Consider the following 23,310-nt stretch of genomic DNA (forward strand, 5'->3'; position numbering starts at 1 on the left):
AAATGGAAGAAGGCAAGATGAATATAGAGCTGGATAGTGCGATGAAAGCTGCAATACTGGAGCGTATCCAAAAGCAGATTGCAGTCGAGCTGCAGCTGCCTGAGGGTAAGGTGCGCACGACGGTAGGTTTGTTGGATGAAGGGAATACGATTCCTTTTATCGCCCGTTACCGTAAAGAGATGACAGGCGAGCTGGATGAGAACCAGCTGCGGGATATTGAAGAGCGGTTGGCTTATCTGCGTAATCTGGAAGCTCGCAAGCTTGAGGTTATCCGGCTTATTGATGAGCAGGGCAAGCTGACAGATGAATTGAAGGTATCGATCGAAAAGTCGGTGAAGCTGCAGGAGCTTGAGGATCTGTATCGGCCGTATCGCCAGAAGCGGAAAACAAGAGCCAGTGTTGCCAAGGAAAAAGGCCTGGAGCCGCTTGCCGGGTGGATCTTGTCTCAGCCGCGTCAGGGTGATCTGTTGGTCGAGGCAGGCAAGTATGTAAACGAAGAGAAAAACGTCAAGACAGCCGACGAAGCCATTCAAGGTGCCAAGGACATTATCGCCGAGCAGATCGCAGACGATGCCAAGGTGCGTGCCTGGGTACGAAGATTTACTTTTGACCAAGGCATTGTACATACGGAAGCGAAGGATGCGGCTGCAGAATCCGTATACGAGATGTACTATAGCTACCAGGAGCCGGTTCGCAAGCTGCCACCGCATCGGATTTTGGCGATTAATCGCGGGGAACGTGAGGATGTGCTGCGAGTTTCACTCGAGGTGCCCTCAGATCGAATTCATGACTATATGAACAAGCAGCTGATTAAAGGACCATCGGTTGTCAGGGATACATTGATTGCGGTTGTAGAGGATGCATACAAACGGCTGCTGGCTCCATCGGTTGACCGGGAAGTGCGCAATGAAATGACCGAAAAGGCAGAAGAGCAGGCGATCGAGGTATTTGCCGAGAATTTGCGTAATTTGCTGCTGCAGGCCCCGGTTAAAGGCAAAGTAGTGCTTGGTGTTGACCCGGCATTTCGCACAGGCTGTAAGCTCGCTGTGGTTGATGATACAGGTAAAATGCTGGAGATTGCGGTTACCTATCCAACACCGCCGAATAACAAAATAACGGAGGCCAAGGCGAAGTTTCATAAGCTGATTGAAGCCTACAGTGTCGAGCTGATTGTTATTGGCAACGGTACGGCTTCACGGGAGACGGAGCAGTTCGTAGCCGAATTGATTGCCGAGATCAAAAACCGCAGCTTGCAATATTTAATCGTCAACGAGGCAGGTGCAAGTGTGTATTCAGCCTCCAAACTGGCCCAAGGTGAATTTCCAGACCTGGACGTGGCTGAGCGCAGCGCTATCTCCATAGCAAGGCGGATCCAGGACCCGCTCGCGGAGCTTGTGAAAATCGAACCGAAGGCGATCGGTGTAGGGCAATACCAGCATGATGTGACGCAAAAAAGACTGGATGAAAGTCTCACCTTTGTCGTGGAATCGGCAGTGAACCATGTTGGTGTAGATGTGAATACGGCTTCACCATCGTTATTGTCCTATGTCTCCGGTATCAACAGTACATTAGCGAAGAACATTGTCAAATATCGTGAGGATAACGGCAAATTTACCAACCGCTCGCAGCTGCAAAAGGTACCACGTCTTGGTGCGAAGGCCTATGAGCAGTGTGCCGGCTTTATGCGCATTAGCGAGGGCAAAAATCCACTGGACAACACACCTATTCATCCAGAATCCTACGACGCGGTGGATAAGCTGTTCCGTGAGTTGAAGCTGGAGCTGAAGGAAGTAGGCTCTCAGAAGCTGAAGGAGCTGCTGCAGGCGGTTGAGCCGGTGGAGCTGGCTACCAAGCTTGGAGTTGGTGTGCCGACGCTGCGTGATATTTTGGATAGCTTGCAGCGCCCAGGTCGTGATCCACGGGATGAGCTGCCGGCGCCGATTTTTCGCACGGATGTACTGAAGATTGAGGATTTGACTGCGGGGATGGAACTGCAGGGTACGGTTCGCAATGTAATCGATTTTGGCGCTTTTGTCGATATCGGGATCAAAAACGATGGGCTGGTCCATATTTCACAGCTGAGCAATACGTTCGTTAAGCATCCGAAGGATGTTGTTTCTGTTGGCGATACCGTCACCGTATGGGTACTGAGTGTCGACTTGAAAAAAGGGCGGGTAAGCCTGACGATGAAAAATCCTTCCTGATTTTTTTGAACAATATCAATAAATTGAAATAGAGCATAGCCCGGTGAGTGAAGACTCGCTGGTCTGTGCTCTAAATGTTTTGAGGTGCTTCGGATTCGGCTACAGCTGGGATGTAGACGATTCCTCAATGCGTGTCCGGTAAAAAAACCAGCAATCGTTCAACAGACGAATTTGTCTGCGGTTTTTGTTGTAATAGGCTCTCATTAATTGATTGCACAGCCATTGTGGCAAAAGAACCAGCCCCCTTCCCGACCTGCCTTGATCAAGTTAAAAAGGTGTCTACGCAGCCTTCAACTTTTTCTCGATGGTTTAGGATATGGCAGGGTGGGCGTGTGGGTGCAGGTCCTAATTAGTCAGTTCTTCTTCATCCTCGTACCACTGCTCAAGCTGAGCCTGCAGGGCGCGGATTTCGGTCAACAAGGAGACGAGCGGATAAGCCTGCTCGTTAATCGCGGCAAACGTTTGCTCAAGCTGGTTGATATATGCCAATCCATGATGAAGCGTGTAGCCCGTGCTTACCAAGTCCAGGGCATCGCATTCGGCAATCACCTTGGGTAAGAAAGGTAGGTTCGAAGCGGTCAGCTTTTCCAATTCCTTATGCAAACGCAAATGCAAAGCGGTCAGCTGGTACGCATGTGTTGCAGGCATTTCGACAAACTCAATATGATCGATGTACTGAAGGATAGCGTATCTCATTGTGGACATAGTCGGTTAGGACTCCTCTCGTGCTTGTGGTTCGGTTAAATACTGCGAAAATAGGGAAATGCGTTTACCTACTTGACAGTGTAGCCTATGCTGCGGTTACAATTCAAGTGAGAATATGAAAAGAAAAGCGGATGCTGTGAAAGAAGGGAATTCATGGAGGACGAACAACTGCAGCAATGGGTGGAGCGAATTTCGCTGGCGTTCTTTGGGCGTCCTTTTTTGCATAAGGCTACCTTCAATGGAAGATTAACCTCAACAGGTGGACGGTATTTCACCAAATCTCACCATATTGAAATCAGTCGGCGGCAGCTCGAACAGTTTGGTGCGGACGATGTCGAAAAGATCATTAAACACGAGCTGTGCCATTACCATTTGCATATTTTGGGGCGTGGCTACCAGCATCGGGATGAGGAATTCAAAACCTTATTGCAAAAGGTGGGGGGAACGCGATTTTGCCGTTCCTTACCTACGGTTAAGCGTAAGGAGCCTTATCGCTATAAATTGGTTTGTACAAGCTGTCGGACTGAATATATACGCAAACGAAAGCTGGATCCGAAAAAATATGCTTGTGGAAATTGCAGCGGGAAATTGAAGCTGATCAAGCTTGACTTGCAGCAGCATTCGTGATAAATTAACAATTGTTGTTCCCTGATAGCTCAGTTGGTAGAGCACTCGACTGTTAATCGAGTTGTCACAGGTTCGAGTCCTGTTCGGGGAGCCATTTCTTTAAGGAGAGATACCCAAGTGGCTATAAGGGGACCCTCTGCTAAGGGGTTAGACTGCGTAAGTGGTGCGAGGGTTCGAATCCCTCTCTCTCCGTAAAATAGCAAGCAATTAAACCGCCGTGTAAATGGCGGTTTTTTGCTGCGCTCGGAGAGCCAAGAGGGGTTCGAACCCGAGCAGAGGGGGCGTCGGAGCGGCGTTATAAGCCGCGTAGTCTCGCATACGAAGTCGCGAGCATCCCTCTCTCTCCGTTAAATAGCAAGCAATAAAACCGCCGTGTATAATGGCGGTTTTTTGCTGTGCTCGGATAGCTAAGAGGGATTCGAACCCGAGCAGAGGGGGCGTCGGAGCGGCGTTATAGGCCGCAAAAGTCTCGCGTACGGAGTCCGCGAGCATCCCTCTCTCTCCGTAAAATAGCAAGCAATAAAACCGCCGTGTATAATGGCGGTTTTTTGCTGCGCTCGGATAGCCAAGAGGGATTTGAACCCGAGCAGAGGGGGCGTCGGAGCGGCGTTGTAGGCCGCAAAAGTCTCGTGTTCGAAGTCGCGAGGATCCCTCTCTCTCCGTAAAATAGCAAGCAATAAAACCGCCGTGTATAATGGCGGTTTTTTGCTGCGCTCGGATAGCCAAGAGGGGTTCGAACCCGAGCAGAGGGGGCGTCGGAGCGGCGTTATAGGCCGCAAAAGTCTCGTGTACGGAGTCGCGAGCATCTCTCTTATCTAACGAATTTATAATGGAACTGAAAAAACACTTGTCAACGGCAGAATGTTTAAGTTATAATAAATTTTGTCGCCAAATCGGTGATAAGTTAGCCCTCAAATTGATTTCTCTTACGCGGTCGTGGTGGAACGGCAGACACGCTATCTTGAGGGGGTAGTGTCCCATGGACGTGCGGGTTCAAATCCCGCCGACCGCATATAGGATTTGAAGAAGAAAAACCCTTGAATGCTAAGGGCTTTTCTTCTTTTTTTAGATTTTCTCATTCTTGATTAACGCAAAAAGACCTTTTCCTTTAGAGTTGTGGTGAGTGAGCGTAGCGGTACTTATTCACCACACCTGGCGCATATCGTGAAAGCAAATTTTAGGAGCCCCTGCTTTTTTAACCTAGTAATGTGCTGGAATAAAACAGCATAATACAATACACTATTTCGCAGCTTTAACGCGTTTGAAGCTCAACATCTCAGAAATTTAACATCTCTGAAGCAATAAAAACAACGACCACACAAGCGGGAGATTAAGGAGGAATTACACATTGATTGATATTCATTGCCACCTATTAGATGGTATCGATGATGGGGCCAAGACCTTAAAGGAGTCTGTGGAAATGGACAGATTTGCTTACGAAGACGGTATTCGGCATATTATCGCTACTACACCACACTTCTGTAACACCTTTATGACCGAAACGAGCCTCGGCTTCAGAAAATTGAACAATTGCAACAGGAGCTGGACCGCGCAGGGATTGCCATTACGGTACACCCAGGCAGTGAAGTAAGGCTGGAGAATGCAGCCTATGTCTATGATTATGCCAATCAGGATCATTTCTTTTAATTAGACTCCGCTCGACGGTTCGTGTTGCTAGAGCAATGTTGTCTGAGGGTATTCGTGTAGTAAGAGAGATAGCCGGAGAAGAGCTGTACAGCAAATCCTTGCGCGGATGAATTCCATTTTATCGACCTAGTCATTAAGACTTCTGGTAGTGACAGTATGGAATGGTGGTACATGGAGAAGTAGCATTCATACATCAATGATGCCCATCAATTATCCCCATGGATTGTATTTTCTTTGCTTCATATATAATCATGTGTACAAATCCCGTTCCTCATCATGAGGAAGCGGGATTTTTTAGAAGTACGGTGAATAATGAACGGAGCGGCCAAATCATCCTGGACAAGAGTCAGCGTTCGCCTTACTACAACTTTAGTCCTAACATGCCGATAATAGTATTATTCTTATCCACATACAGCAGGTTTATTGTGAGGTGCTTGGAGTGAGCTCTATGTTCGGACTCAAGTTGACGTTGACCTTGATTATATTTGCAGCATCCATCTCTTTCTCTATAGCGGTATCAGACCAAATCAGGCTTAGAGATCAAGCAAGTAAGAATAAATTAGAGCAAGTGGAACAATATGAAAAGATGGCTAAGTATGCGTTGGAGACCATTGAAAAAGCATATGAGTTGTTTGGTAATCAAATTGCGGATAAAATGAGAGAAAAGTCCTATGCACTGCTGGATAAGTATAAGTCTAACCCTTCATTTGTTGAATGGGATTTTGCTCAGCTTAAAGAAGACTTTGCAATGGATGTTTATATTATTAATAGTGAGAACGTTATTACCTACAGCAGCTTCGAGAAGGACATTAGCCTTGATTTTGCAGCTTGTTGCCGGAAGATGGTGCCGATTTTAGAGGAGAGGCGTACATCAGGCGAATTCTATCATGATGGCATTGATACCGAGCAAACCACTGGGTATCTAAAAAAATACAGCTATATCGCAACACCGGATATGAAGTATATCATTCAACTAGGCTATTCTATCGAAAATAGTGCTATTTTCACTGAGTTTAATTTTTTGAGTAAGATCAAACAATTTGTAAATAATTATCCTTCTATTAATGAGGTCAATGTACTTAACATCGGAGGCAACCGGTTGGGAGAGCCGGTTAGTGAGACGAGAAAGTTGTCGCAGGAAAGAAGGGCTGCGTTCGAACAAACACTGCGATCTGGAGATACGACAGAGTACAGAGGGGAATGGAATGGAGATCCCGTCATCTTCCGCTATGTTCATTATATGTCCGACTATGACACCGGAACAACAAAAAGCAAAATTTTGGAAATTATTTATAATGAGAAGGATTTGTTTGACACGCTTAGAGCTAACCAAAGAGATGTTGTTATTCAACTTACAATCGTTTTGATCATTACCGTTGCTCTATCTTTGGTCATTTCCAGATGGGTGGCGAGACCGATGTATCTTGCTTTTCATGACAGTTTGACAGGTTTGAAGAATAGAGCGGCTTTTGATGATGCGATAAAGTCGGCAATTGCTAAAGATAGGGGAACAACCGGATTGCTGATGATTGATCTCGATAATTTTAAACTGGTCAATGATCAATTGGGACATGACAGCGGGGATCAGCTGTTGAAATGCGTAGCTGGATGCATCCGTTCCATCGCTCGCAAGCAGGATGTCTCGATAAGGCTTGGCGGAGATGAATTTGTGCTCATCCTGCCCTTTACAAGTAAGCGAGATGCGGGAGATACAGCTCAAAAAATTATCGATGAGATCGTAGCGCGTACTGAGGGACAATTTCCGCTGCAGGGAGGTAAAGTTACAGTAAGTATCGGTATATCGCTTTTTCCGGAGCATGGCCGAGATTCGGAGGTTTTAAGTAAAAATGCCGATAAGGCTTTATACGTATCGAAACAAATGGGTAAAAATCAATATAACTTTTATGAAACGAAATAAACATCGGTCACCTTCCCGAATGATGGCTGCAGCCGAGTTGAACGAGTTGAATCCCTTGATGGTATAATACAGTTACAGCAATCCTATATGATCGGCATCACAATCGAAACCATGCAGAGGAGAAAGACCAATGGAATTTGCAAGCAAGCTGAAGGAGTTACGACAGCAGAGGGACCTTTCCTTACGCAAGCTCGGTGAGAAAACGGGCATCAGCTATTCCATCCTGAATTCAATCGAGAACGGCAGGATTCATCCATCCAGAGATATTGTAATATCCCTTGCCTATGCGCTGAAGGTCGAGCATAATGGAGAACGAGAACTACTGGCCATTGCCGGGTATGCTTCTGACAGGGAAGGAAATGAGTAATGGACAAGCAACGCAGAATTGAGCGATTGGTGGAAGATTTCGAACAAAAAGTCACATCCAGACTGAATGATGATTATTTCCATTCCACCAAGTGGTCGGACAGGCTTGCAGATCGAATAGCTGAGTTTGGTGGCAGCTGGAAATTTATTAATGTATTCTTTGCCGTTTTGATCTTGTGGATTGTTGTCAATAGCTTAACTTTTACTAAAGTCATTCATTTTGACGAATCGCCTTTTATTTTGTTAAACCTGGTATTATCTTTCCTGGCAGGCTTTCAGGCACCTATCATTATGATGTCGCAAAATAGGCAAGCGGCTCGGGATAAGCAGGAATCTGTGATTGACTATGCCATCAACTATAAAGCAGAGCAAGAGATTCACCAAATTCGCAATCATTTGCATCAGCTTGAAAATAAAATGAGCGAAGTGAATTTATTAGAGTTTAAAAATGAAATCAGGTCAGAACTGGCGGAAATCAAGCAGTTGCTGCTGCATAGAAAATAAATGTATAGGTGGATAAACATGAGTGATCTTCATAAGAATAAATGCAATGAATTGCGGGACCAGCTTCATCAGCTTATACATGGCAGCGACGACTTCGTTCAAGGTGTGAGGAGTGCTTTGGATGCTCTTGAGCGGGAGCCGATCATGCTGGATAATATGGAGAAGCTCAGCCAGGAAAACAGAAGATTAAAGCAGGAGATCGTTAGACTCAGGGATATTCTACACAGCAAAGACGAAGGCAGCATGTCCAGCAAACTGCGTGATGCACTTAGGGAGTAACCGGCAAAAAGGAAAACTCAAGAGCACTGCAGCTAAAAAATGTATGCTTATTAGCCGATAGGTATGAGGTGGGCTTAAATATTGAACCAGGGGAGCAGGTGATAACATGGATATTAGTAGTGCATTAGCTGCTGTCAGTACTGGAGATGCTTTGAGACAAGCCGTTGGAATTACCTTGTTAGGGAAAGTACAGGATACACAAGCTGCCCAGGCTGCTGTGATGCTGCAGGACTTTGCTGCGGCTCAGCATCCGAATCTAGGCAAAACGTTGGATATTCGAATTTGATTGCCCACAATCTATTGGGAACAGGGTTAAGCGTCTGCGATTAGCGGAGCTTGACCCTGTTCATTATTTGAATGGTTACCGTAAACGAGGATCGGTATCTGAAAGAGAGGCTTGCCAGACAAGCTTTCCAGCTTGCAATACAACTGTAGGAGGATCGCATTATGCAAACAAACGGGAATACAACAATCATCATCGGCCATCGCGGGGCGGCGGGAGAAGCTCCTGAAAATACACTCGGTTCATTTGCGCTCGCTGTGGAGCAGGGAGCAGAGGCGTTAGAGCTCGATATCCACGAATCTGTGGATGGAGCACTTATCGTATGCCATGATGCCAGTGTGGACCGCACAACCAATGGCCAAGGCTTGATTAGCGTAATGACACAGGAAGAGCTTCAGAAGCTGGACGCGGGCGGCTGGTTTTCTCCCCATTTTGCTGGAGAGAAGCTTCCTGTATTAGAAGAGGTGTTCGCGCTTATACCACCCAATATCCTCATAAATATAGAAGTGAAGTGCGCCTATAGCAGCCGTCTGGAGCAGCGATTGCTTGAGCTTCTTCAGCAGTTTGACCGTTTTCATAACGTGATCGTATCTTCCTTTGATCATAAAATATTGGTTCGTCTGAAGCAGGCGGAGCCTGAGCTTAAGATCGGCTTGCTGTATACGGCTAATTTTCAAAGTCATCGGAGGATGGCAGAATCGGTGGGAGTTGAGGTGTTCTCCCTGCATCCTTATCACCGCCTGATCGATGCAGAGGACGTACAGGATGCGATACAAAACGGCTTATATGTGTATCCCTACACGATTAATGAGAATGAGGAACTGCGCAAGGCAATGGATGCTGGTGTTTCGGGTATCATTACAGATTATCCGGGAAGATTGAAAGCATTGCGAGACATCCGTTAAGCAAGACAGCGGAGCGTAGGCTTAATCAATTCGATTTTTACCAAAAGAAACTTCGATCTGGCAAAATAAATAAGGGCTGTCCCTCATCCAAAGTGGTTGTGAGGAGACGCCCTTTTTGCTCATACCCGTTAGATCGTATTAATTCAGCAGATGTCGGTATGCGCTGTAATCGATCTGCTTTTTGTCCAGGTAGGAGGTCAAGCTATTGTAATCGCGTTTGGGAGTGGCCAAAATATAACCTTCGATGCAATGCTCCCGAGTGATCGAGGATGCGTTGCCTTCCAATGCGAGTTGTGCGATCCGGGCAGCAATCGAGTGACGCGCAATATCCCGGAACGGTGATGGCACCGGATCGACCAGTACATCCAGCAGCGCCTTGGACTCATCGGTCCACAGATGCCGCGACGTTTCTACATAATGATTTTGCCAATCAAGCTTGGACTTGCCATCGGCCTTCGGCAGCACCTTCATAAATTTGCGGAACATAAAAAAGCCGCCAATTGACATAAACGTGATGAGCACGAAAACCCAAAATAATATAAACCACATAAACCAAGAGTTCATCGTAATTGTCACCTCATGCTTAGTATAACTTATTTTAGCGATCATCAAAAGTGCTCCTGGCGGTTACGCCCCGATATTTCATGTGATATTTCTAGATTTATTGCTCCAATCCGAGTAAAATGGAGAGGTGTGAAAAATAAAGGAGATGAATCCTGCGATGCCCAGAATAGGTTCCCACGTATCGTTTTCAGATAAAGGATTGTTGAATGCCGCGACAGAGGCTGTATCCTACGGCTCTTCGACATTTATGATTTATACAGGTGCCCCGCAAAATACACGCCGTAAGCCGATCGAAGAGCAGTATGTCGAAGAGGGCAAAGCGGTGATGGACAAGCATAACATGAGTGAAATTATTGTACATGCGCCCTATATTATTAATTTGGGGTCTTATAAGGAAGATACGTTCGAGCTTGCGGTTCGTTTCTTGCAGGAGGAAATTCGGCGCACGGATTATTTGGGTGTGAAGCAAATTGTACTCCACCCTGGCGCCTATACGGATATGGATGCGGAATTCGGTCTGAAACGGATTGCTCAAGGACTGAATGAAGTGCTCGAGGGCGTCAAGGACACGAATGTGAACATTGCTTTGGAGACGATGGCAGGTAAAGGCTCGGAGCTTGGACGGAGCTTTGAAGAGCTTGCGGCGATCATTGGCATGGTAGGGGATAATGGAAAGCTGTCCGTCTGTATGGATACGTGCCATATTCATGATGCTGGCTATGATATTATTAACAACCTCGACGGGGTACTGGAGCATTTTGACAAGGTTGTCGGGTTGGACCGCATAGGCGTGGTGCATCTGAATGACAGCAAAAACCCGAAGGGCGCAGGTAAAGACCGCCATGCTCCGGTAGGGGCTGGATGGATCGGCTTTGAAGCGATGAACCGAGTCGTTCACCACGATAAACTGAAGCATTTACCGCTTATTTTGGAAACACCGTGGATCGGCAAAAACGATAAGACACAGCGGCCGATGTACGAAGTGGAAATTGCTTTGCTTAACGGTAGTGTGGAACAGCGTTTTGGCAGCGAATTTATGGAAGATATAGAACGCTTGTCCCATTTCTTTACGAAACGGGATATCGGGCACCGGGATTTCGTGCTTCAGACCTGGGATGTCTTAAAGACCGATGCAAAGGCCAAAAAGGCCGATGGACGCGAGCCAATGGAACGGTTGTTTGACACGGTAAGTGAAGAAAGCTTATTCCCTGAGCTAAGCGAAGAACAGATCAATCAACGGATAACCGGTTGGTTTGCGAAAGGCAAATAAACCATCCTGCCTATAAAATGAATCTATAAGGAGCCAGTCGTATTATGACACCGAATATAGCACCAAAGAGCATTAGAGATGATTTGAAAAACCGGGCCAGGATGCTTGTAGCCTGCCCGGATCAGCCAGGGATCGTTGCCGCGGTTTCACGTTTTTTATTTGAGCATGGAGCGAACATTGTTCAGTCCGATCAATACACGATTGACCCGCAAGGGGGAATGTTCTATATTCGAATCGAATTTGATCTGGATAATTTGGATGGACGTCGGGAACAGCTGAAGAATGACTTTGCCAAAGTAGCGGATCAGTTCAGTATGGATTGGTCAATTAACCGTGCAGGACGCAAGAAACGTCTGGCCATCTTTGTTTCCAAGGAAGATCATGCTTTGCTTGAGCTGCTGTGGCAGTGGCAGGCTGGAGATCTGGAAGCAGAGATCGCGATGGTTATTAGCAATCACAATGATCTTCGTGGTTTAGTGGAATCGTTCGGAATCGCGTATCACCATATTCCGGTCACGGCCGACACGAAGGCTGAAGCCGAGCGCAGACAGCTTGAATTGGTCATGGGTCAAGTGGATGCTGTTGTGCTGGCAAGATACATGCAGATTATTTCACCTAAATTTATTGAACATTTTGCTAATCGGATTATTAATATTCATCATTCATTTCTACCTGCCTTTGTCGGCGGCAAGCCTTATGCACAGGCTCATAATCGAGGCGTGAAAATTATCGGGGCTACTGCACACTACGTAACCGAGGAGCTTGATGGAGGTCCGATTATCGAGCAGGATGTGCAGCGCGTCAGTCATCGTGACAACGTTGACGATCTCAAACGAATTGGTCGCCATATCGAGCGAATCGTGCTGGCACGTGCCGTTTCGTGGCATGTTGAAGATCGGGTTATCGTGCACGGTAACAAAACCGTTGTTTTTAACTAAATAGCACAACGCCAAAAAAGACTGTACCTTTATTCCAAAGGGCAGTCTTTTTGTCCTGTTCGCGGTCTGGATCATCCTCCAGCGGATTGCTGAGCAGCAGGTATTTGAACGACGGTTTTGTTCTTGCCGGATCGCTTGGCCTTATAGAGCGAAGCATCTGCTCCTCTGAACAGAGCCTCCTTGCCTTCACCTGCGGCATAGTTTTGCAAACCTATGCTGATCGTTGCAGCTTTGGAATCCAGTTCGGGGTGCAGCGTGACATGGAGCTTTTGGCGGATCTGCTCAGCAATGAGATACGATTGATCCATCGTCTTATCGGCAAAAATAATAGCAAATTCCTCGCCTCCATAGCGGGCGACAAAATCGTTGGAGGTTACGGTTTCTTTGATGATCAGGGCAACCCTCTGTAAAATAATGTCTCCCACCCAATGACCATAGGTATCATTAATATGCTTGAAATTATCGATATCGAGAATAGCCAGCTGCAGTGGAAGGTGGTTGCGTTCATTTTGATCAATCAGCTTTTCCAAATATTCATGAAAGGTTTTATGATTGTACAGATCGGTTAAAGCATCCATCTTGGACAGCTTGTCCATAATAATCGTTTTGACCAACAGCTCCTGCTTGGTCTGCGTAGCATGCTTCAGATTGTTAAGCAGTTCAATGCCGTTGCTTGAAATGGTCAATGCAATAACAGTCACCCCAACATAAAGAAACAGGATACCAATGATTTCGTTAGATTGCATGCTGACACGAAGAATCGGGGAGAACGCATATAAAGCCGTAAAGCTGACAATAACCAGACAATAAGCAAGCAGGATTCGGTTCTTGTTAAAGGAGAGTACGGATGTGAGTATTGGGAATATATAAATCGCGGGTACGATGCCTATGGTCGGGTTCATATAAATAATGCTGGACGCGTAAATAATACCGGTCACAATCAACAGATCATCGTTATGGATTTTGCGATAGCGGTACAGCATTTCGACAACTCCGGTAATGCAAGACAGCACCAAGGTTTGCATGACCAATATGTAGAAAAACGTATAGGGAGCCGAGAAGGTTTCCATTCGATGGATCAAAAACTCCAACACAATGGTCAATATAATCGTTATCCAATATAAGTTGAGCATCTTTCGATAGGTTTGACTTTTATTAGCTAACTCCAATAATAAATGATTCATGATCGACTCCCATCGTTCAAATTAAGCCTGCATTCTAATTCCGAATACTACATATTCGTCAACGTAAGGAGAATTCCTTCGTATGCAGCTTACTTTTAAAAAATGATTTTTTTTGGGTTGTTCGCAGGTTTTGGCTGGCAAACCGAAACGGACAATGGTAAAATGGTGCGAGTGAGCTTTTTTGTGCTAAAGGCTTTTATGCACACGTTAACATGATCAATATTTAGCTGTGTGGAATCCAAATTGCGCCAACAAATTTAGGAGGTTCTATTTATGACGGTAATTAATAAAGCGATCGAACAATTATCTATCGATACGATTCGTACGTTGTCGATCGATGCAATTGAAAAAGCGAAATCCGGACACCCCGGTATGCCAATGGGTGCTGCACCTATGGGGTACGAGCTGTTCGCGAAATTTATGAATCATAACCCAGAAAATCCGACCTGGATTAACCGCGACCGGTTTGTATTATCCGCGGGCCACGGATCTATGCTGTTATACAGCTTGCTTCACCTAAGCGGTTATGACCTGCCGTTGGAAGAGCTTAAGCAATTCCGTCAATGGGGAAGTAAAACTCCGGGTCATCCTGAGGTTGGACATACAGCGGGTGTAGACGCAACTACAGGTCCTTTGGGACAAGGCTTGGGCATGGCTGTTGGTATGGCGCTTGCAGAAGCACAAATGGGTGCTGTTTACAATAAAGACAAGTTCCCTGTAGTGGATCATTATACATATGTGATCTGCGGCGATGGCGACCTGATGGAAGGTCTTTCCTCCGAGGCAGCTTCACTGGCAGGACATTTAAAGCTGAGCAAGCTGGTTGTTTTGTACGATTCCAATGATATTTCGCTCGATGGCGAGTTGAACCTGTCATTCTCCGAAAATGTTATGCAGCGCTTTGAAGGCTACGGCTGGCAGGTGCTTCGTGTAGACGACGGCAACGACCTGAATGCCATTCATGAAGCTGTAAATCAGGCTCACACGGATTACCGTCCTACTTTAATTGAAGTGAAAACAGTAATTGGATACGGCAGCCCGAACAAAGGCGGCAAGGGCGGACATTTGGGACCGCATGGTTCTCCGCTTGGTCTTGAAGAAGTAGTGTTAACGAAAAAGGCATACGCTTGGGAAGCAGAAGAGGATTTCTTCGTTCCTGCGGCTGTAACTGAGCATTTTGCTGAAGTGAAGAAAAAAGGTATTCAAACCAACGCAGCTTGGAATCAAATGTTTGCTGAATATGCTAAAGCTTATCCAGAGCTGGCTAAGCAGTTCGAAACCGCTATTAGCGGCGACCTTCCTGAAGGCTGGGATAAGGATATTCCAGAAGGCGCACCTGCTGATAAAGGTACACGTACAGCTTCCGGTATCGTATTGAATGCTATTGCCAAAAATGTACCTTGGCTTGTGGGCGGATCTGCTGACCTGGAGTCCTCCACAATGACGCATTTGAAGGATCTTGGCGTAGCAACAGCCAAAAATTATAATGGCCAAAATATTTACTTTGGTGTTCGTGAATTCGGTATGGGTGCTGCGGTTAACGGAATGCTGCTGCATGGCGGGTTGAAAGTATTCGGCGGTACGTTCTTCGTATTCTCGGATTACCTGCGTCCGGCAATTCGTCTGGCTTCCATCATGGGTGTACCGGCCATCTATGTATTTACACATGATAGCATCGGTGTCGGTGAAGATGGTCCTACGCATGAGCCTATCGAGCAGCTGGCTGCACTTCGCGTAATTCCGGGTGTTACTGTGATCCGTCCGGCAGATGGAGACGAGACAGCGGCAGCTTGGCGTTATGCGGTTGAGAATAAAAAGGGTCCTGTAGCCTTGATCTTCTCCCGTCAAGCAGCAGCAAAACTTGATGGTACTGTACAAGCGAAGGATTCGCTGAAACGTGGTGCCTATGTAGTGTCCGATGCGGACAATGGTCAACCACAAGCACAGCTGATCGCTACCGGTACAGAAGTACAATTGGCTATCGCTGCACAGAAAGAACTGGCTGCAGAAGGAATTGCTGTTCGTGTCATCAGCATGCCAAGCTGGGAGCTGTTCGACAAGCAATCCCAGGAATACAGAGATTCCGTTATTCTTCCTGACGTTAAAGCGCGTCTTGCGATTGAGATGGGACATTCATTCGGCTGGGATCGTTATGTGGGTGATCAAGGCGATGTATTGGGCATTAACCGCTTTGGTGCTTCAGCTCCGGGCCCGGTTGTTATTAAAGAGTATGGCTTCTCGGTTGAGAATGTAGTAGCTCGTGTCAAGCAGCTGTTGAAATAAGAAACAATAGTGAAAGGAGAGCCCAACCATGTCACAATTTGAGCAAGTGAGCGTCATTAAAAAAGCGAATATATACTTCGACGGAAAAGTAACAAGCCGTACAATCGTATTCGCCGATGGTACTAAAAAAACGCTTGGTATTATGCTGCCTGGTGAATATGAATTCGGAACGGATACCAAGGAAATTATGGAGATTCAAGCCGGAGAACTGAGCGTACTGCTGCCAGGCACGACGGAATGGCTGCAAATTAACGGAACAGGTGAATTCACCGTTCCGGCTAATGCCAAATTCAAGCTAGAAGTCAAAACAGCTACTGATTATATTTGTTCATACATCGCCGAATAGTGGCTTTCAAGAGGTCTCGCACTTAAAAGTGAAAAACAAATACCCTGTCGCGGTTGGACAGGGTATTTTTGAGACTACGCGGTATGATGAAAGCTATTTCGACGTGGATTCGTAATCTCCGGATATGTAAGGATAGATAGCGATGTAATCTTCGATTTTCAGACGTACATAAGGTGCCAGTCCGGATAACATGCATCCATAGCGGAAGCTTCCATTATCATTATCGATCCGGATGACCCGAGCGGTGATAGGAGGAAGATCCGCTTCCTTCGGGAAATGGATGACGACGAACATATCCAAGGATAGCGGGAACGAGGATACGATCTGCATACCGCTCTCTGATAAATCATAGAGCTTGCCTTCTATCGTTTGTCCGGTGAACGAGCCTTCCTGCTCCCATTGATGGACTGATAAAATGAGCGGGATATCGATGTGCAAACGCGTATTTTTGCGACGCTCATAGCCGGAAGCTTGTTTGACGACCAGTGTCTGCATCCATTCTTCGTAGCATTGAACGATTGCGCTCATATCCTGGTCACCGAAACCTTTGGATAAACCGATTTGGAACAAGTTGGTTGCTGCTTTCTGCAGCGGCAAAGGCAATTGGTAGCTGTTGGACAGTTCACCTGCCAGCAGTAGATCCTTAAGCATTAACTGCAATGAAAATTGTGTGCTGAAGTCACGATTGATGATTTTGCTGCCTTTGGATTCAGCCTGTTTGCTGGAAGCGCCACCTGCGAGTACAGCTTCGACGAATCGTTCGGGATCGAGACCTGCTTTGGTTGCTATTGCCAGGCCCTCGATAAAGCCAAGCAAGTTGACTGCGGCTATCGTGTTGTGAGCGAGCTTTGCAGAGGAACCGGAGCCTGAAGGACCCATATAGATGACCTTCGTTCCAATTGCTTCAAATAGCGAACGCTGTTTGTCGAGTGCCGCGAATCTGCCGCCAGCCATAAAGGCGAGTGTACCGTTCTCGGCTGCCGGTTTGCTGCCCGTAACAGGGGCGTCCAGAAAGTCTACGGCACGCTCCAGCAATGCCTCGTGAATCTGACGGCTTGTCTCTGGCGAGATGGTGCTGCAATCAATGACTGTCTGACCAGCGGACAAACCGTGAATGATTCCCGAAGTACCGAGTATGACCTCCAATACAGCAGCATCGTCCTTGAGCATGGTCATAATGACGTCCGTTTCCTGTGCAACCTCAATGGCTGAACTCACAGCAACGGCACCAAGAGCGACAACCTCGGCGGTCTTATCCGCGGTTCGATTGTAAACCTTTACAAAATAACCCTTGTTCAATAAATTGATGACCATGGGCTTACCCATAGTACCCAGACCAATAAATCCTACCCTCATTAGCTATCACCTCTGTTCTTATTGTAGCATTTCAAGCTGACTGAGGGAATGAGGGACTTGCATTTCAGTTCACTATTACAGTATCCTATCTTATGTACCCATGATAATGATTATCAGGAGGATGACAAATGAGTAACAAGCTAAAATTTGATTACAGCAAGGCTCTTTCTTTTATCCAGCAGCACGAGATTGACTATTTAACCGATCCCGTTCGATTGGCCCATGATCAGTTACATAACAAATCAGGAGCGGGTTCCGACTATCTGGGTTGGATCGACCTGCCGGTTGATTATGATAAGGAAGAATTCGCTCGCATTCAACAAGCGGCCAAGAAGATCCAGTCCGATTCGGATGCGCTTGTTGTTATTGGCATTGGGGGTTCCTACCTTGGAGCCAGAGCGGCGATTGAAATGCTGTCCCACTCCTTCTACAACCTGCTGCCCAAGGACAAGCGCAAGACGCCTGAGATTTATTTTGTAGGCAATAACATCAGTTCGACCTATGTGACTCACTTGCTGCAGCTGCTTGAAGGCAAGGATGTCTCCGTTAATGTGATTTCCAAATCAGGCACAACTACAGAACCGGCTATTGCCTTCCGTATTTTCCGTGAGCTGTTGGAGAAGAAATACGGTGTTGAAGAGGCGCGTAAGCGGATCTACGCAACGACGGATCATTCCAAGGGAGCCCTGAAGAAGCTGGCAACAGCTGAGGGTTATGAGTCCTTTGTGATTCCTGATGATGTCGGCGGACGTTATTCGGTGCTGACCGCTGTTGGCTTGCTGCCTATTGCTGCTGCCGGTGTTGATATCGAAGCCATCATGAAGGGCGCGGCGGATGCCAAGGAAGTATACAGCAATCCAAAGCTGGAGGAAAATGAAAGCTATCAATATGCAGCTGTTCGTAATGCCTTGTACCGTAAAGGCAAAACAACAGAAATTTTAGTTAACTATGAGCCTTCTTTACACTTTGTATCGGAATGGTGGAAGCAGCTGTTCGGTGAAAGCGAAGGCAAGGACTACAAGGGGATTTTCCCGGCTGCTGTTGATTTCTCAACAGATCTGCACTCCATGGGGCAATTCATCCAGGAGGGAAATCGTACATTGTTTGAAACCGTGATCCAGGTTGCGGAAGCCGCAGAGCAAATTACGATCGGTACGGACGAGAATGACTTGGACGGGCTTAATTTCCTGAGCGGAAAAACGATGGATTTTGTTAACAAAAAAGCATTCGAAGGTACAATGCTGGCGCACACAGATGGTGGCGTACCGAATCTGATCGTCACTATTCCGGATACAAGTGCGTACACATTTGGATACATGGTCTATTTCTTCGAGAAGGCTTGCGGAATCAGCGGCTACTTGATGGGTGTCAATCCATTCGACCAGCCGGGTGTAGAGGCTTACAAGAAGAACATGTTTGCGCTGTTGGGCAAGCCTGGATACGAGAAAGAAAAAGCAGAACTGGAAGCTAGACTTACCAAGTAGTGTACGATGCTGGATCGAGCGGCGCACCCTTAGCTTATTGACGGGTGTGCTGCTTTTTTGCAGATCAGGTACTGTAATGAGGATAAGGAGGGAGCTTGCCAATGCTGGCTCAGTATAAAACAGTCAAAGGGCCGGGAATCGATGAGATGGTGATCAAGAAATCCCGGTTTATCGGACATGCGAGGCCAGTGGCTACAGAGGAAGAGGCTGTACGTTTTATCGAAAGCATCAAGCAGCAGCATAAGCTGGCTAATCATAACTGTTCGGCTTATATGATTGGGCAGCGGGATGAGATCCAGAAGCAATCTGACGATGGAGAACCGAGCGGGACTGGAGGACGTCCGATTTTGGAGGTTATCAAGAATCAGGGCCTGAAAAACGTCGTCGTCGTGGTTACGCGTTATTTTGGCGGAATTATGCTGGGGGCTGGTGGACTGATTCGTGCCTATACCGATGGAGCTGTTATTGGTATTGCCGCGGCCGTCCCGGTGTATCAGGTGCTGCACAAGGAAATTCGGGTGGAGATCGACTATACGTGGCATGGCAAAATGGAGAACGAGCTGCGCGGTCGCAAAGTACTGGTTGAAGACACCCATTTTACGGACAAGGTAACCCTGATCTGTTTGCCGACTGCAGGTGAAGCGGAAGCGTTCACTGGGTGGGTACAGGATGTTACACAGGGTCAAGGCATGATTATACAGGGTGAGGAACGTTACATAGAGCATGCAGTTGGGAATCAGGATGGGGCCGGCACTACAGACATATAAGCTCACTAATAAGCTCATATACCCGATATTTCCTCTTGCTATACCATGATGAAATGATAAACTATGAGTTGTGAAGATTTTCCTGAGAGTATCCACAGAGAGTGAGTGAATGGTGTTGGCCAGAAAAGCAGTAGCGCAAGAGCTTAGTCGCGAAAGGATTCTGGAGGAAGCACGACAGCTTTTCGCTAAACACGGGTATCAAACTTTAACGATGCGCAGTATCGCCCAGGCTATGGGATATAGTCATGGAGCGCTGTATTATCATTTTAAAGAAAAAGCGGATTTATTTTATACGCTAGTTAACGAGGACTTCAATATGCTGCTGAACCGTCAGCGAGAGATGCTGGCGCGTACCCGTATGGGCGATGTTGGACAGTTGCAGAAGCTGATGCAGGAATTTATCAGGTTTGGTCTTGAGAATCCTTATCATTACGAAATTATGTTTATGATTAATGACCCGGAGCTGCAAAAGTATTCCCGTACCGAGCAGGCTGAATGTCTCGATTTATTCGCGACAGTGGTGCGTTCCGTTATTGCTCGTCAACCGAATAATGAGTCCAAAATGTACAGCCTGCCCTGGAGTCTGTTCATGTCCATGCACGGATTCATATCTTATAATATTCATTACCAGCAGTCGTATGAGGATGTCAAAAAGCTGGCCGAGCAGCATGTGAAATTTTTAAGTGAAGGCTTGCTCAGCTAGATGTGAATTGAACCAGAGCATGACGCTCACGAGGGCCGTCAAATTCACAAAAGTAAATACCTTGCCAACGACCCAGAATCAACCGCCCGCCTGCTACGAGTACAGTTTGTGAGGAGCCGACAGTGATCGCTTTGAGGTGGGCTGCCGTATTGCCTTCGGCATGGCGGTACTGTGGGTGCTCCCACGGATAGACTTCATTGAGCCGCATGAGCACATCTCTTTTTACATCAGGATCGGCATTCTCATTAATTGTTATGCCTGCAGTCGTATGAGGGCAATAAATGACAGCGGTACCATCCTCGATTGCTTCCTGTTTTAAGAGCTTATTGATATGTTGGGTGATATCAATCATTTCGTCACGCTGGTTGGTTTGAAGATGTAGGGTGTGAATCATGGAAATCGCCTCCTTGTCAGCTTATTATAAACGATCCTCGGTATCATCACAAAACATGGTATAATATATGAATGACTACAAGAGGACAGGTTAGCCAACTGGCGAGCTGGGTCGGGAAAGGATGACAAGAGCCATGGATTTAACAGAAAACACGTTGGCCAACACGGAAATCATGATGGAAGAGATTAAGAAAAAGCTGCGGATGGCAACTGGAGCTGCCCTCAAAGCATCTACATTGAACGATAATCAATATGAGGATTTGAAGGACCTGTACGAAATGGTAGCTGCTAAATCGAAATTCAGCATTAGCGAGATTGAAGCGATTACCGTTGAATTAGGCCGGTTGCGTAAAGTATAACGGTACAACTGTACAAGCAACTGGGTGTAGACTTCCATACTCTATAACGTAGCCTGAGACACAGTAAACTGTGCAGCTCGGGCATGGTATAAGAATGGAGGTAGATGACATGCGTCCAACGATTCTCAAGAAGGATGTTCAGAAGCTGCTGGGCAAGAACATTTATGCAATCAAAAAAGATGGCACAGCTGTAAGCGGCAAGCTGGTTCGCATTAGTGGAAACCGTTTGATCGTGGCTCCCAAAAAAGGTAAAGCGAGAGTCTCTGCAATAATACCACTCGTATTATTCGATCTGTTGGCGGTCGGTACGGCCCCTTATGCCTATGGAGGTTATGGAGGTTATGGTGGTTACGGTTATGGAGGATACGGTTACGGAAGTCCTTTTTTCTTTTAACATCATTAAATAGGTCTGACTGCTTCCTTAAGGAAGCAGTCAGGCTTTTTTTAAGAGATAAAGATGATGAGCCGCATCACGGCTTAGCTTGCAGCTGCTCCGTACTCGTCATACTCAATAGCTCGTCGATAATCGCAGCTCTTCCATTAGGTGTCCAGCTCATGCGGACCCATTGCGGAATAGGCCTCACTTGATTGCTTTGGACGGCCTGAATGGAGTTCCATGCATGCGTCCTGCGCATACGTTCATAGATAGCCTCGCTGCCAGCACGAACATTTTTTTGCAGCACAAATACATAATCAGCCTCCAGTGGAGGCAGCCATTCAGGCTGTACCTCCAACGATAGAGAATTCAAGGGTACATTTCTTCCCGGCTTTAAACCAAGGTCATGATAGATCAATTCATTCAAAGGATGGTTGACAGTGCCATGGATTCGCACACAAGCGTGGGTAACCTGCATGACACTGACCGTCTTGTTCTCCATGCTGTGGTGCAGCATACGCCGCGCGGATGTAACACGCAGAGCCAGTTGGTTGAGCGTAGCTTCAGCTTCCTGATGCCTGCCTAGCATAGAGCTGAGCTTGCGATAATTGACAAGCCAATCCGGACTAGTCAGCAGTATCGATGATGCGGCCAGCTTGTTGAATTGATGATGGAAGCTCTGATGGTATCGATCTCCTATGATCAGGTCTGGCTGCGCACGAGCGAGCTCTTCCCATTGGGCAGCTAGCAGGTGCTCATATTCAGCGTCGGACATACCCGGATAGCGGCAGCAATTAATCGAGGCGACAGGCTCGATGCCAAGCGATAGCAGGTTATCATGAAACCGGGTGCAGGAAGCGACAGCAATCCGCATCTGGTTGCGCTTCATATACAGGGTAGGAGATACACCTACTGTGCGGTGGAACACACGGCTAAAATAAAATTCATCTTCGTAGCCGACAGCTTTGGATACCTCCTTGATCCTGCAATCCTGCTGGCCCAGCAGCTCCTTGGCGTTGTCCATGCGCAGACGACTTAAATAGGCAACAGGTGTTTCTCCAAGCTTTTTTTTAAACAATCGGGAAAAGGAGCTCGCTGTCAGTCCAGCCATTTTCGACAAAGTTTTCATCTCCAGCTGTTCATCGAGGTGTGTTTGCATATAAGCAAGTGCCTGCTCAATGCCTTGAGCAGCAGGAATCTCCGCCGGTTGTTGTTCCGTGGAATGCTCTATAATGGTAAGGAGCAGCTCCTGAAATTGTAAATGGTGCTTGAAGGGATTATTGGGCAGGAGGCTGTCCTCATACAGCTGCTGAACTTTATGAAGAAAGGTATTCGATTTGCGGATTGGAATAAGGCCAAGGGGAAACAAAGGTGTGTCTGTGCCGTGTAAATTCATCCTTTTGTGAGAACCCGCGACGGAGGGTGATGCTGCCGAACCGATATAGTGCTCAAGCTCCAGGGAGTAGTAGGCCAGGTTCTCGGACTCTACGGATAGCTCTATGTTCATGCCTGGAGTTAAATAATATAATTGCTGAGGTTCAAATTCATAACGCTTCTGATCTATGAGCACGGTGCCTTTGCCTTGGGTAATCAAGCAAAGCATCGAAACCGGAAAATGGCTGTACCGCAGCTTGTACCTCTTATGATGCCGGCGGTTGCGGATGGAGGTAAGAAAACATACAGAATGAGGCGTTGGGGAGCAAGATTTATTTGTCATAAAAACGAGTCTCCGATCCAGAAGTTCGATTCAAGCCTTAAATAACGATAATGATTCTCAATAAGATGATTAAAACAAGGATATTGTGCTTTGTCAATCTTTTTGGATAGCAAAAACCCCTCAAGCTCACTA

At 46.7% G+C, this 23,310-nt stretch carries 24 protein-coding genes, 3 tRNA genes and 1 pseudogene; 21 read left to right on the plus strand and 7 right to left on the minus strand.

Annotation, left to right across the window (positions count from 1 at the left end; translation table 11 throughout):
• Window positions 1-2: 2 nt before the first annotated feature.
• Window positions 3-2,204 (plus strand): Tex family protein, encoded by a 2,202-nt coding sequence (locus LRL21_RS05355; protein WP_275900632.1) that lies wholly within the window; start codon window positions 3-5, stop codon window positions 2,202-2,204.
• A 99-nt stretch (window positions 2,205-2,303) separates the two neighbouring features.
• On the opposite strand, the gene cmpA is transcribed toward LRL21_RS05355, so the two are convergent.
• Together cmpA and LRL21_RS05365 are read right to left on the minus strand one after the other, a co-directional pair.
• Entirely contained in the window at window positions 2,304-2,435 is a 132-nt protein-coding gene (gene cmpA, locus LRL21_RS05360; protein WP_240414734.1) for a cortex morphogenetic protein CmpA, read from the minus strand.
• Between the two features lie 114 nt (window positions 2,436-2,549).
• Window positions 2,550-2,909 carry a hydrolase/acyltransferase gene (locus tag LRL21_RS05365; protein ID WP_240414735.1) on the minus strand — a complete coding sequence of 120 codons (360 nt, stop codon included), beginning with the start codon at window positions 2,907-2,909 and terminating at the stop codon, window positions 2,550-2,552.
• A 153-nt stretch (window positions 2,910-3,062) separates the two neighbouring features.
• Here LRL21_RS05365 and LRL21_RS05370 point away from each other — a divergent pair, with 153 nt between their 5' ends.
• The 11 genes and pseudogenes from LRL21_RS05370 (at window position 3,063) to LRL21_RS05420 (ending at window position 9,438) form a co-directional block, all read left to right on the plus strand.
• Window positions 3,063-3,536: a SprT family protein gene (locus LRL21_RS05370; protein ID WP_076235409.1), complete on the plus strand. Its 474-nt coding sequence runs from the start codon at window positions 3,063-3,065 to the stop codon at window positions 3,534-3,536.
• Window positions 3,537-3,554: 18 nt separating this feature from the next.
• Window positions 3,555-3,630, plus strand: a tRNA-Asn gene (locus LRL21_RS05375).
• 9 nt (window positions 3,631-3,639) lie between these two features.
• Window positions 3,640-3,728, plus strand: a tRNA-Ser gene (locus LRL21_RS05380).
• 738 nt (window positions 3,729-4,466) lie between these two features.
• Window positions 4,467-4,548, plus strand: a tRNA-Leu gene (locus tag LRL21_RS05385).
• A 336-nt stretch (window positions 4,549-4,884) separates the two neighbouring features.
• Window positions 4,885-4,971 (plus strand): annotated as a pseudogene (locus LRL21_RS46755) (CpsB/CapC family capsule biosynthesis tyrosine phosphatase); the annotation flags it as partial.
• A 660-nt stretch (window positions 4,972-5,631) separates the two neighbouring features.
• On the plus strand, window positions 5,632-7,101 hold the full coding sequence (locus LRL21_RS05395) for a GGDEF domain-containing protein (RefSeq protein WP_240414736.1): 1,470 nt from the start codon (window positions 5,632-5,634) through the stop codon (window positions 7,099-7,101).
• A 130-nt stretch (window positions 7,102-7,231) separates the two neighbouring features.
• The gene (locus LRL21_RS05400) at window positions 7,232-7,468 is read left to right on the plus strand and encodes a helix-turn-helix domain-containing protein (RefSeq protein ID WP_240414737.1); all 237 of its coding nucleotides are present in this window, start codon (window positions 7,232-7,234) and stop codon (window positions 7,466-7,468) included.
• Window positions 7,468-7,971, plus strand: coding sequence for a DUF1003 domain-containing protein (locus LRL21_RS05405; protein ID WP_240414738.1), 504 nt, complete (start codon window positions 7,468-7,470; stop codon window positions 7,969-7,971). Before LRL21_RS05400 ends, LRL21_RS05405 begins: the two co-directional genes overlap by 1 nt.
• A gap of 18 nt (window positions 7,972-7,989) precedes the next feature.
• A complete protein-coding gene (locus LRL21_RS05410) occupies window positions 7,990-8,250 on the plus strand; it encodes a type III secretion system effector protein (protein ID WP_240414739.1) in 261 nt (86 codons plus the stop codon).
• A gap of 106 nt (window positions 8,251-8,356) precedes the next feature.
• A complete protein-coding gene (locus LRL21_RS05415) occupies window positions 8,357-8,536 on the plus strand; it encodes a putative motility protein (protein WP_240414740.1) in 180 nt (59 codons plus the stop codon).
• Window positions 8,537-8,697: 161 nt separating this feature from the next.
• A complete protein-coding gene (locus tag LRL21_RS05420; RefSeq protein WP_240414741.1) occupies window positions 8,698-9,438 on the plus strand; it encodes a glycerophosphodiester phosphodiesterase in 741 nt (246 codons plus the stop codon).
• A 138-nt stretch (window positions 9,439-9,576) separates the two neighbouring features.
• Here LRL21_RS05420 and LRL21_RS05425 read toward each other — a convergent pair whose 3' ends face one another.
• A complete protein-coding gene (locus tag LRL21_RS05425) occupies window positions 9,577-10,002 on the minus strand; it encodes a DUF2621 domain-containing protein (protein WP_076229659.1) in 426 nt (141 codons plus the stop codon).
• 157 nt (window positions 10,003-10,159) lie between these two features.
• Here LRL21_RS05425 and LRL21_RS05430 point away from each other — a divergent pair, with 157 nt between their 5' ends.
• Window positions 10,160-11,272 (plus strand): deoxyribonuclease IV, encoded by a 1,113-nt coding sequence (locus tag LRL21_RS05430; RefSeq protein WP_240414742.1) that lies wholly within the window; start codon window positions 10,160-10,162, stop codon window positions 11,270-11,272.
• Between the two features lie 44 nt (window positions 11,273-11,316).
• The gene (gene purU, locus LRL21_RS05435) at window positions 11,317-12,210 is read left to right on the plus strand and encodes a formyltetrahydrofolate deformylase (RefSeq protein WP_240414743.1); all 894 of its coding nucleotides are present in this window, start codon (window positions 11,317-11,319) and stop codon (window positions 12,208-12,210) included.
• A gap of 71 nt (window positions 12,211-12,281) precedes the next feature.
• On the opposite strand, the gene LRL21_RS05440 is transcribed toward purU, so the two are convergent.
• Complete coding sequence (locus LRL21_RS05440; RefSeq protein WP_240414744.1) at window positions 12,282-13,394, minus strand: GGDEF domain-containing protein; 1,113 nt, start codon at window positions 13,392-13,394, stop codon at window positions 12,282-12,284.
• A gap of 273 nt (window positions 13,395-13,667) precedes the next feature.
• Here LRL21_RS05440 and tkt point away from each other — a divergent pair, with 273 nt between their 5' ends.
• Window positions 13,668-15,677, plus strand: coding sequence for a transketolase (gene tkt / locus LRL21_RS05445; RefSeq protein WP_240414745.1), 2,010 nt, complete (start codon window positions 13,668-13,670; stop codon window positions 15,675-15,677).
• A 28-nt stretch (window positions 15,678-15,705) separates the two neighbouring features.
• Window positions 15,706-16,023 (plus strand): pyrimidine/purine nucleoside phosphorylase, encoded by a 318-nt coding sequence (gene ppnP, locus LRL21_RS05450; RefSeq protein ID WP_076229664.1) that lies wholly within the window; start codon window positions 15,706-15,708, stop codon window positions 16,021-16,023.
• Window positions 16,024-16,116: 93 nt separating this feature from the next.
• On the opposite strand, the gene LRL21_RS05455 is transcribed toward ppnP, so the two are convergent.
• Entirely contained in the window at window positions 16,117-17,379 is a 1,263-nt protein-coding gene (locus tag LRL21_RS05455) for an NAD(P)-binding domain-containing protein (protein WP_240414746.1), read from the minus strand.
• 128 nt (window positions 17,380-17,507) lie between these two features.
• On the opposite strand from LRL21_RS05455, the gene LRL21_RS05460 reads away from it, so the two are divergent.
• From LRL21_RS05460 to LRL21_RS05470, 3 genes are all read left to right on the plus strand, one after another.
• On the plus strand, window positions 17,508-18,863 hold the full coding sequence (locus LRL21_RS05460) for a glucose-6-phosphate isomerase (protein ID WP_240414747.1): 1,356 nt from the start codon (window positions 17,508-17,510) through the stop codon (window positions 18,861-18,863).
• Window positions 18,864-18,964: 101 nt separating this feature from the next.
• Entirely contained in the window at window positions 18,965-19,630 is a 666-nt protein-coding gene (locus tag LRL21_RS05465) for a YigZ family protein (RefSeq protein WP_240414748.1), read from the plus strand.
• 115 nt (window positions 19,631-19,745) lie between these two features.
• Entirely contained in the window at window positions 19,746-20,333 is a 588-nt protein-coding gene (locus LRL21_RS05470) for a TetR/AcrR family transcriptional regulator (RefSeq protein ID WP_240414749.1), read from the plus strand.
• On the opposite strand, the gene LRL21_RS05475 is transcribed toward LRL21_RS05470, so the two are convergent.
• A complete protein-coding gene (locus LRL21_RS05475) occupies window positions 20,326-20,727 on the minus strand; it encodes a secondary thiamine-phosphate synthase enzyme YjbQ (protein ID WP_240414750.1) in 402 nt (133 codons plus the stop codon). The two genes, LRL21_RS05470 and LRL21_RS05475, sit on opposite strands and share 8 nt — an antisense overlap.
• A gap of 133 nt (window positions 20,728-20,860) precedes the next feature.
• On the opposite strand from LRL21_RS05475, the gene LRL21_RS05480 reads away from it, so the two are divergent.
• Both LRL21_RS05480 and LRL21_RS05485 read left to right on the plus strand, forming a co-directional pair.
• Window positions 20,861-21,085 (plus strand): DUF1128 domain-containing protein, encoded by a 225-nt coding sequence (locus tag LRL21_RS05480; RefSeq protein ID WP_240414751.1) that lies wholly within the window; start codon window positions 20,861-20,863, stop codon window positions 21,083-21,085.
• A 109-nt stretch (window positions 21,086-21,194) separates the two neighbouring features.
• Window positions 21,195-21,479, plus strand: a complete 285-nt coding sequence (locus LRL21_RS05485) for a hypothetical protein (protein ID WP_240414752.1) — start codon at window positions 21,195-21,197, stop codon at window positions 21,477-21,479.
• Between the two features lie 76 nt (window positions 21,480-21,555).
• Here the strand turns inward: LRL21_RS05485 and LRL21_RS05490 are convergent, their stop codons facing one another.
• Window positions 21,556-23,178, minus strand: coding sequence for an AraC family transcriptional regulator (locus tag LRL21_RS05490; RefSeq protein WP_240414753.1), 1,623 nt, complete (start codon window positions 23,176-23,178; stop codon window positions 21,556-21,558).
• Between the last annotated feature and the right edge of the window lie 132 nt (window positions 23,179-23,310).

Origin of the sequence: Paenibacillus periandrae, assembly GCF_022458865.1 — a bacterium.
GTDB classification, from domain to species: Bacteria; Bacillota; Bacilli; order Paenibacillales; family NBRC-103111; genus Paenibacillus_S; species Paenibacillus_S periandrae.

Coding starts and splice junctions, on each gene's coding strand:
- LRL21_RS05355 (WP_275900632.1), top strand. CDS start 3: ATGGAAGAAGGCAAGATGAATATAGAGCTGGATAGTGCGATGAAAGCT.
- LRL21_RS05365 (WP_240414735.1), bottom strand. CDS start 2,909: ATGTCCACAATGAGATACGCTATCCTTCAGTACATCGATCATATTGAG.
- LRL21_RS05370 (WP_076235409.1), top strand. CDS start 3,063: ATGGAGGACGAACAACTGCAGCAATGGGTGGAGCGAATTTCGCTGGCG.
- LRL21_RS05395 (WP_240414736.1), top strand. CDS start 5,632: ATGTTCGGACTCAAGTTGACGTTGACCTTGATTATATTTGCAGCATCC.
- LRL21_RS05400 (WP_240414737.1), top strand. CDS start 7,232: ATGGAATTTGCAAGCAAGCTGAAGGAGTTACGACAGCAGAGGGACCTT.
- LRL21_RS05405 (WP_240414738.1), top strand. CDS start 7,468: ATGGACAAGCAACGCAGAATTGAGCGATTGGTGGAAGATTTCGAACAA.
- LRL21_RS05410 (WP_240414739.1), top strand. CDS start 7,990: ATGAGTGATCTTCATAAGAATAAATGCAATGAATTGCGGGACCAGCTT.
- LRL21_RS05415 (WP_240414740.1), top strand. CDS start 8,357: ATGGATATTAGTAGTGCATTAGCTGCTGTCAGTACTGGAGATGCTTTG.
- LRL21_RS05420 (WP_240414741.1), top strand. CDS start 8,698: ATGCAAACAAACGGGAATACAACAATCATCATCGGCCATCGCGGGGCG.
- LRL21_RS05425 (WP_076229659.1), bottom strand. CDS start 10,002: ATGAACTCTTGGTTTATGTGGTTTATATTATTTTGGGTTTTCGTGCTC.
- LRL21_RS05430 (WP_240414742.1), top strand. CDS start 10,160: ATGCCCAGAATAGGTTCCCACGTATCGTTTTCAGATAAAGGATTGTTG.
- purU (WP_240414743.1), top strand. CDS start 11,317: ATGACACCGAATATAGCACCAAAGAGCATTAGAGATGATTTGAAAAAC.
- LRL21_RS05440 (WP_240414744.1), bottom strand. CDS start 13,394: ATGAATCATTTATTATTGGAGTTAGCTAATAAAAGTCAAACCTATCGA.
- tkt (WP_240414745.1), top strand. CDS start 13,668: ATGACGGTAATTAATAAAGCGATCGAACAATTATCTATCGATACGATT.
- ppnP (WP_076229664.1), top strand. CDS start 15,706: ATGTCACAATTTGAGCAAGTGAGCGTCATTAAAAAAGCGAATATATAC.
- LRL21_RS05455 (WP_240414746.1), bottom strand. CDS start 17,379: ATGAGGGTAGGATTTATTGGTCTGGGTACTATGGGTAAGCCCATGGTC.
- LRL21_RS05460 (WP_240414747.1), top strand. CDS start 17,508: ATGAGTAACAAGCTAAAATTTGATTACAGCAAGGCTCTTTCTTTTATC.
- LRL21_RS05465 (WP_240414748.1), top strand. CDS start 18,965: ATGCTGGCTCAGTATAAAACAGTCAAAGGGCCGGGAATCGATGAGATG.
- LRL21_RS05475 (WP_240414750.1), bottom strand. CDS start 20,727: ATGATTCACACCCTACATCTTCAAACCAACCAGCGTGACGAAATGATT.
- LRL21_RS05480 (WP_240414751.1), top strand. CDS start 20,861: ATGGATTTAACAGAAAACACGTTGGCCAACACGGAAATCATGATGGAA.
- LRL21_RS05485 (WP_240414752.1), top strand. CDS start 21,195: ATGCGTCCAACGATTCTCAAGAAGGATGTTCAGAAGCTGCTGGGCAAG.
- LRL21_RS05490 (WP_240414753.1), bottom strand. CDS start 23,178: ATGACAAATAAATCTTGCTCCCCAACGCCTCATTCTGTATGTTTTCTT.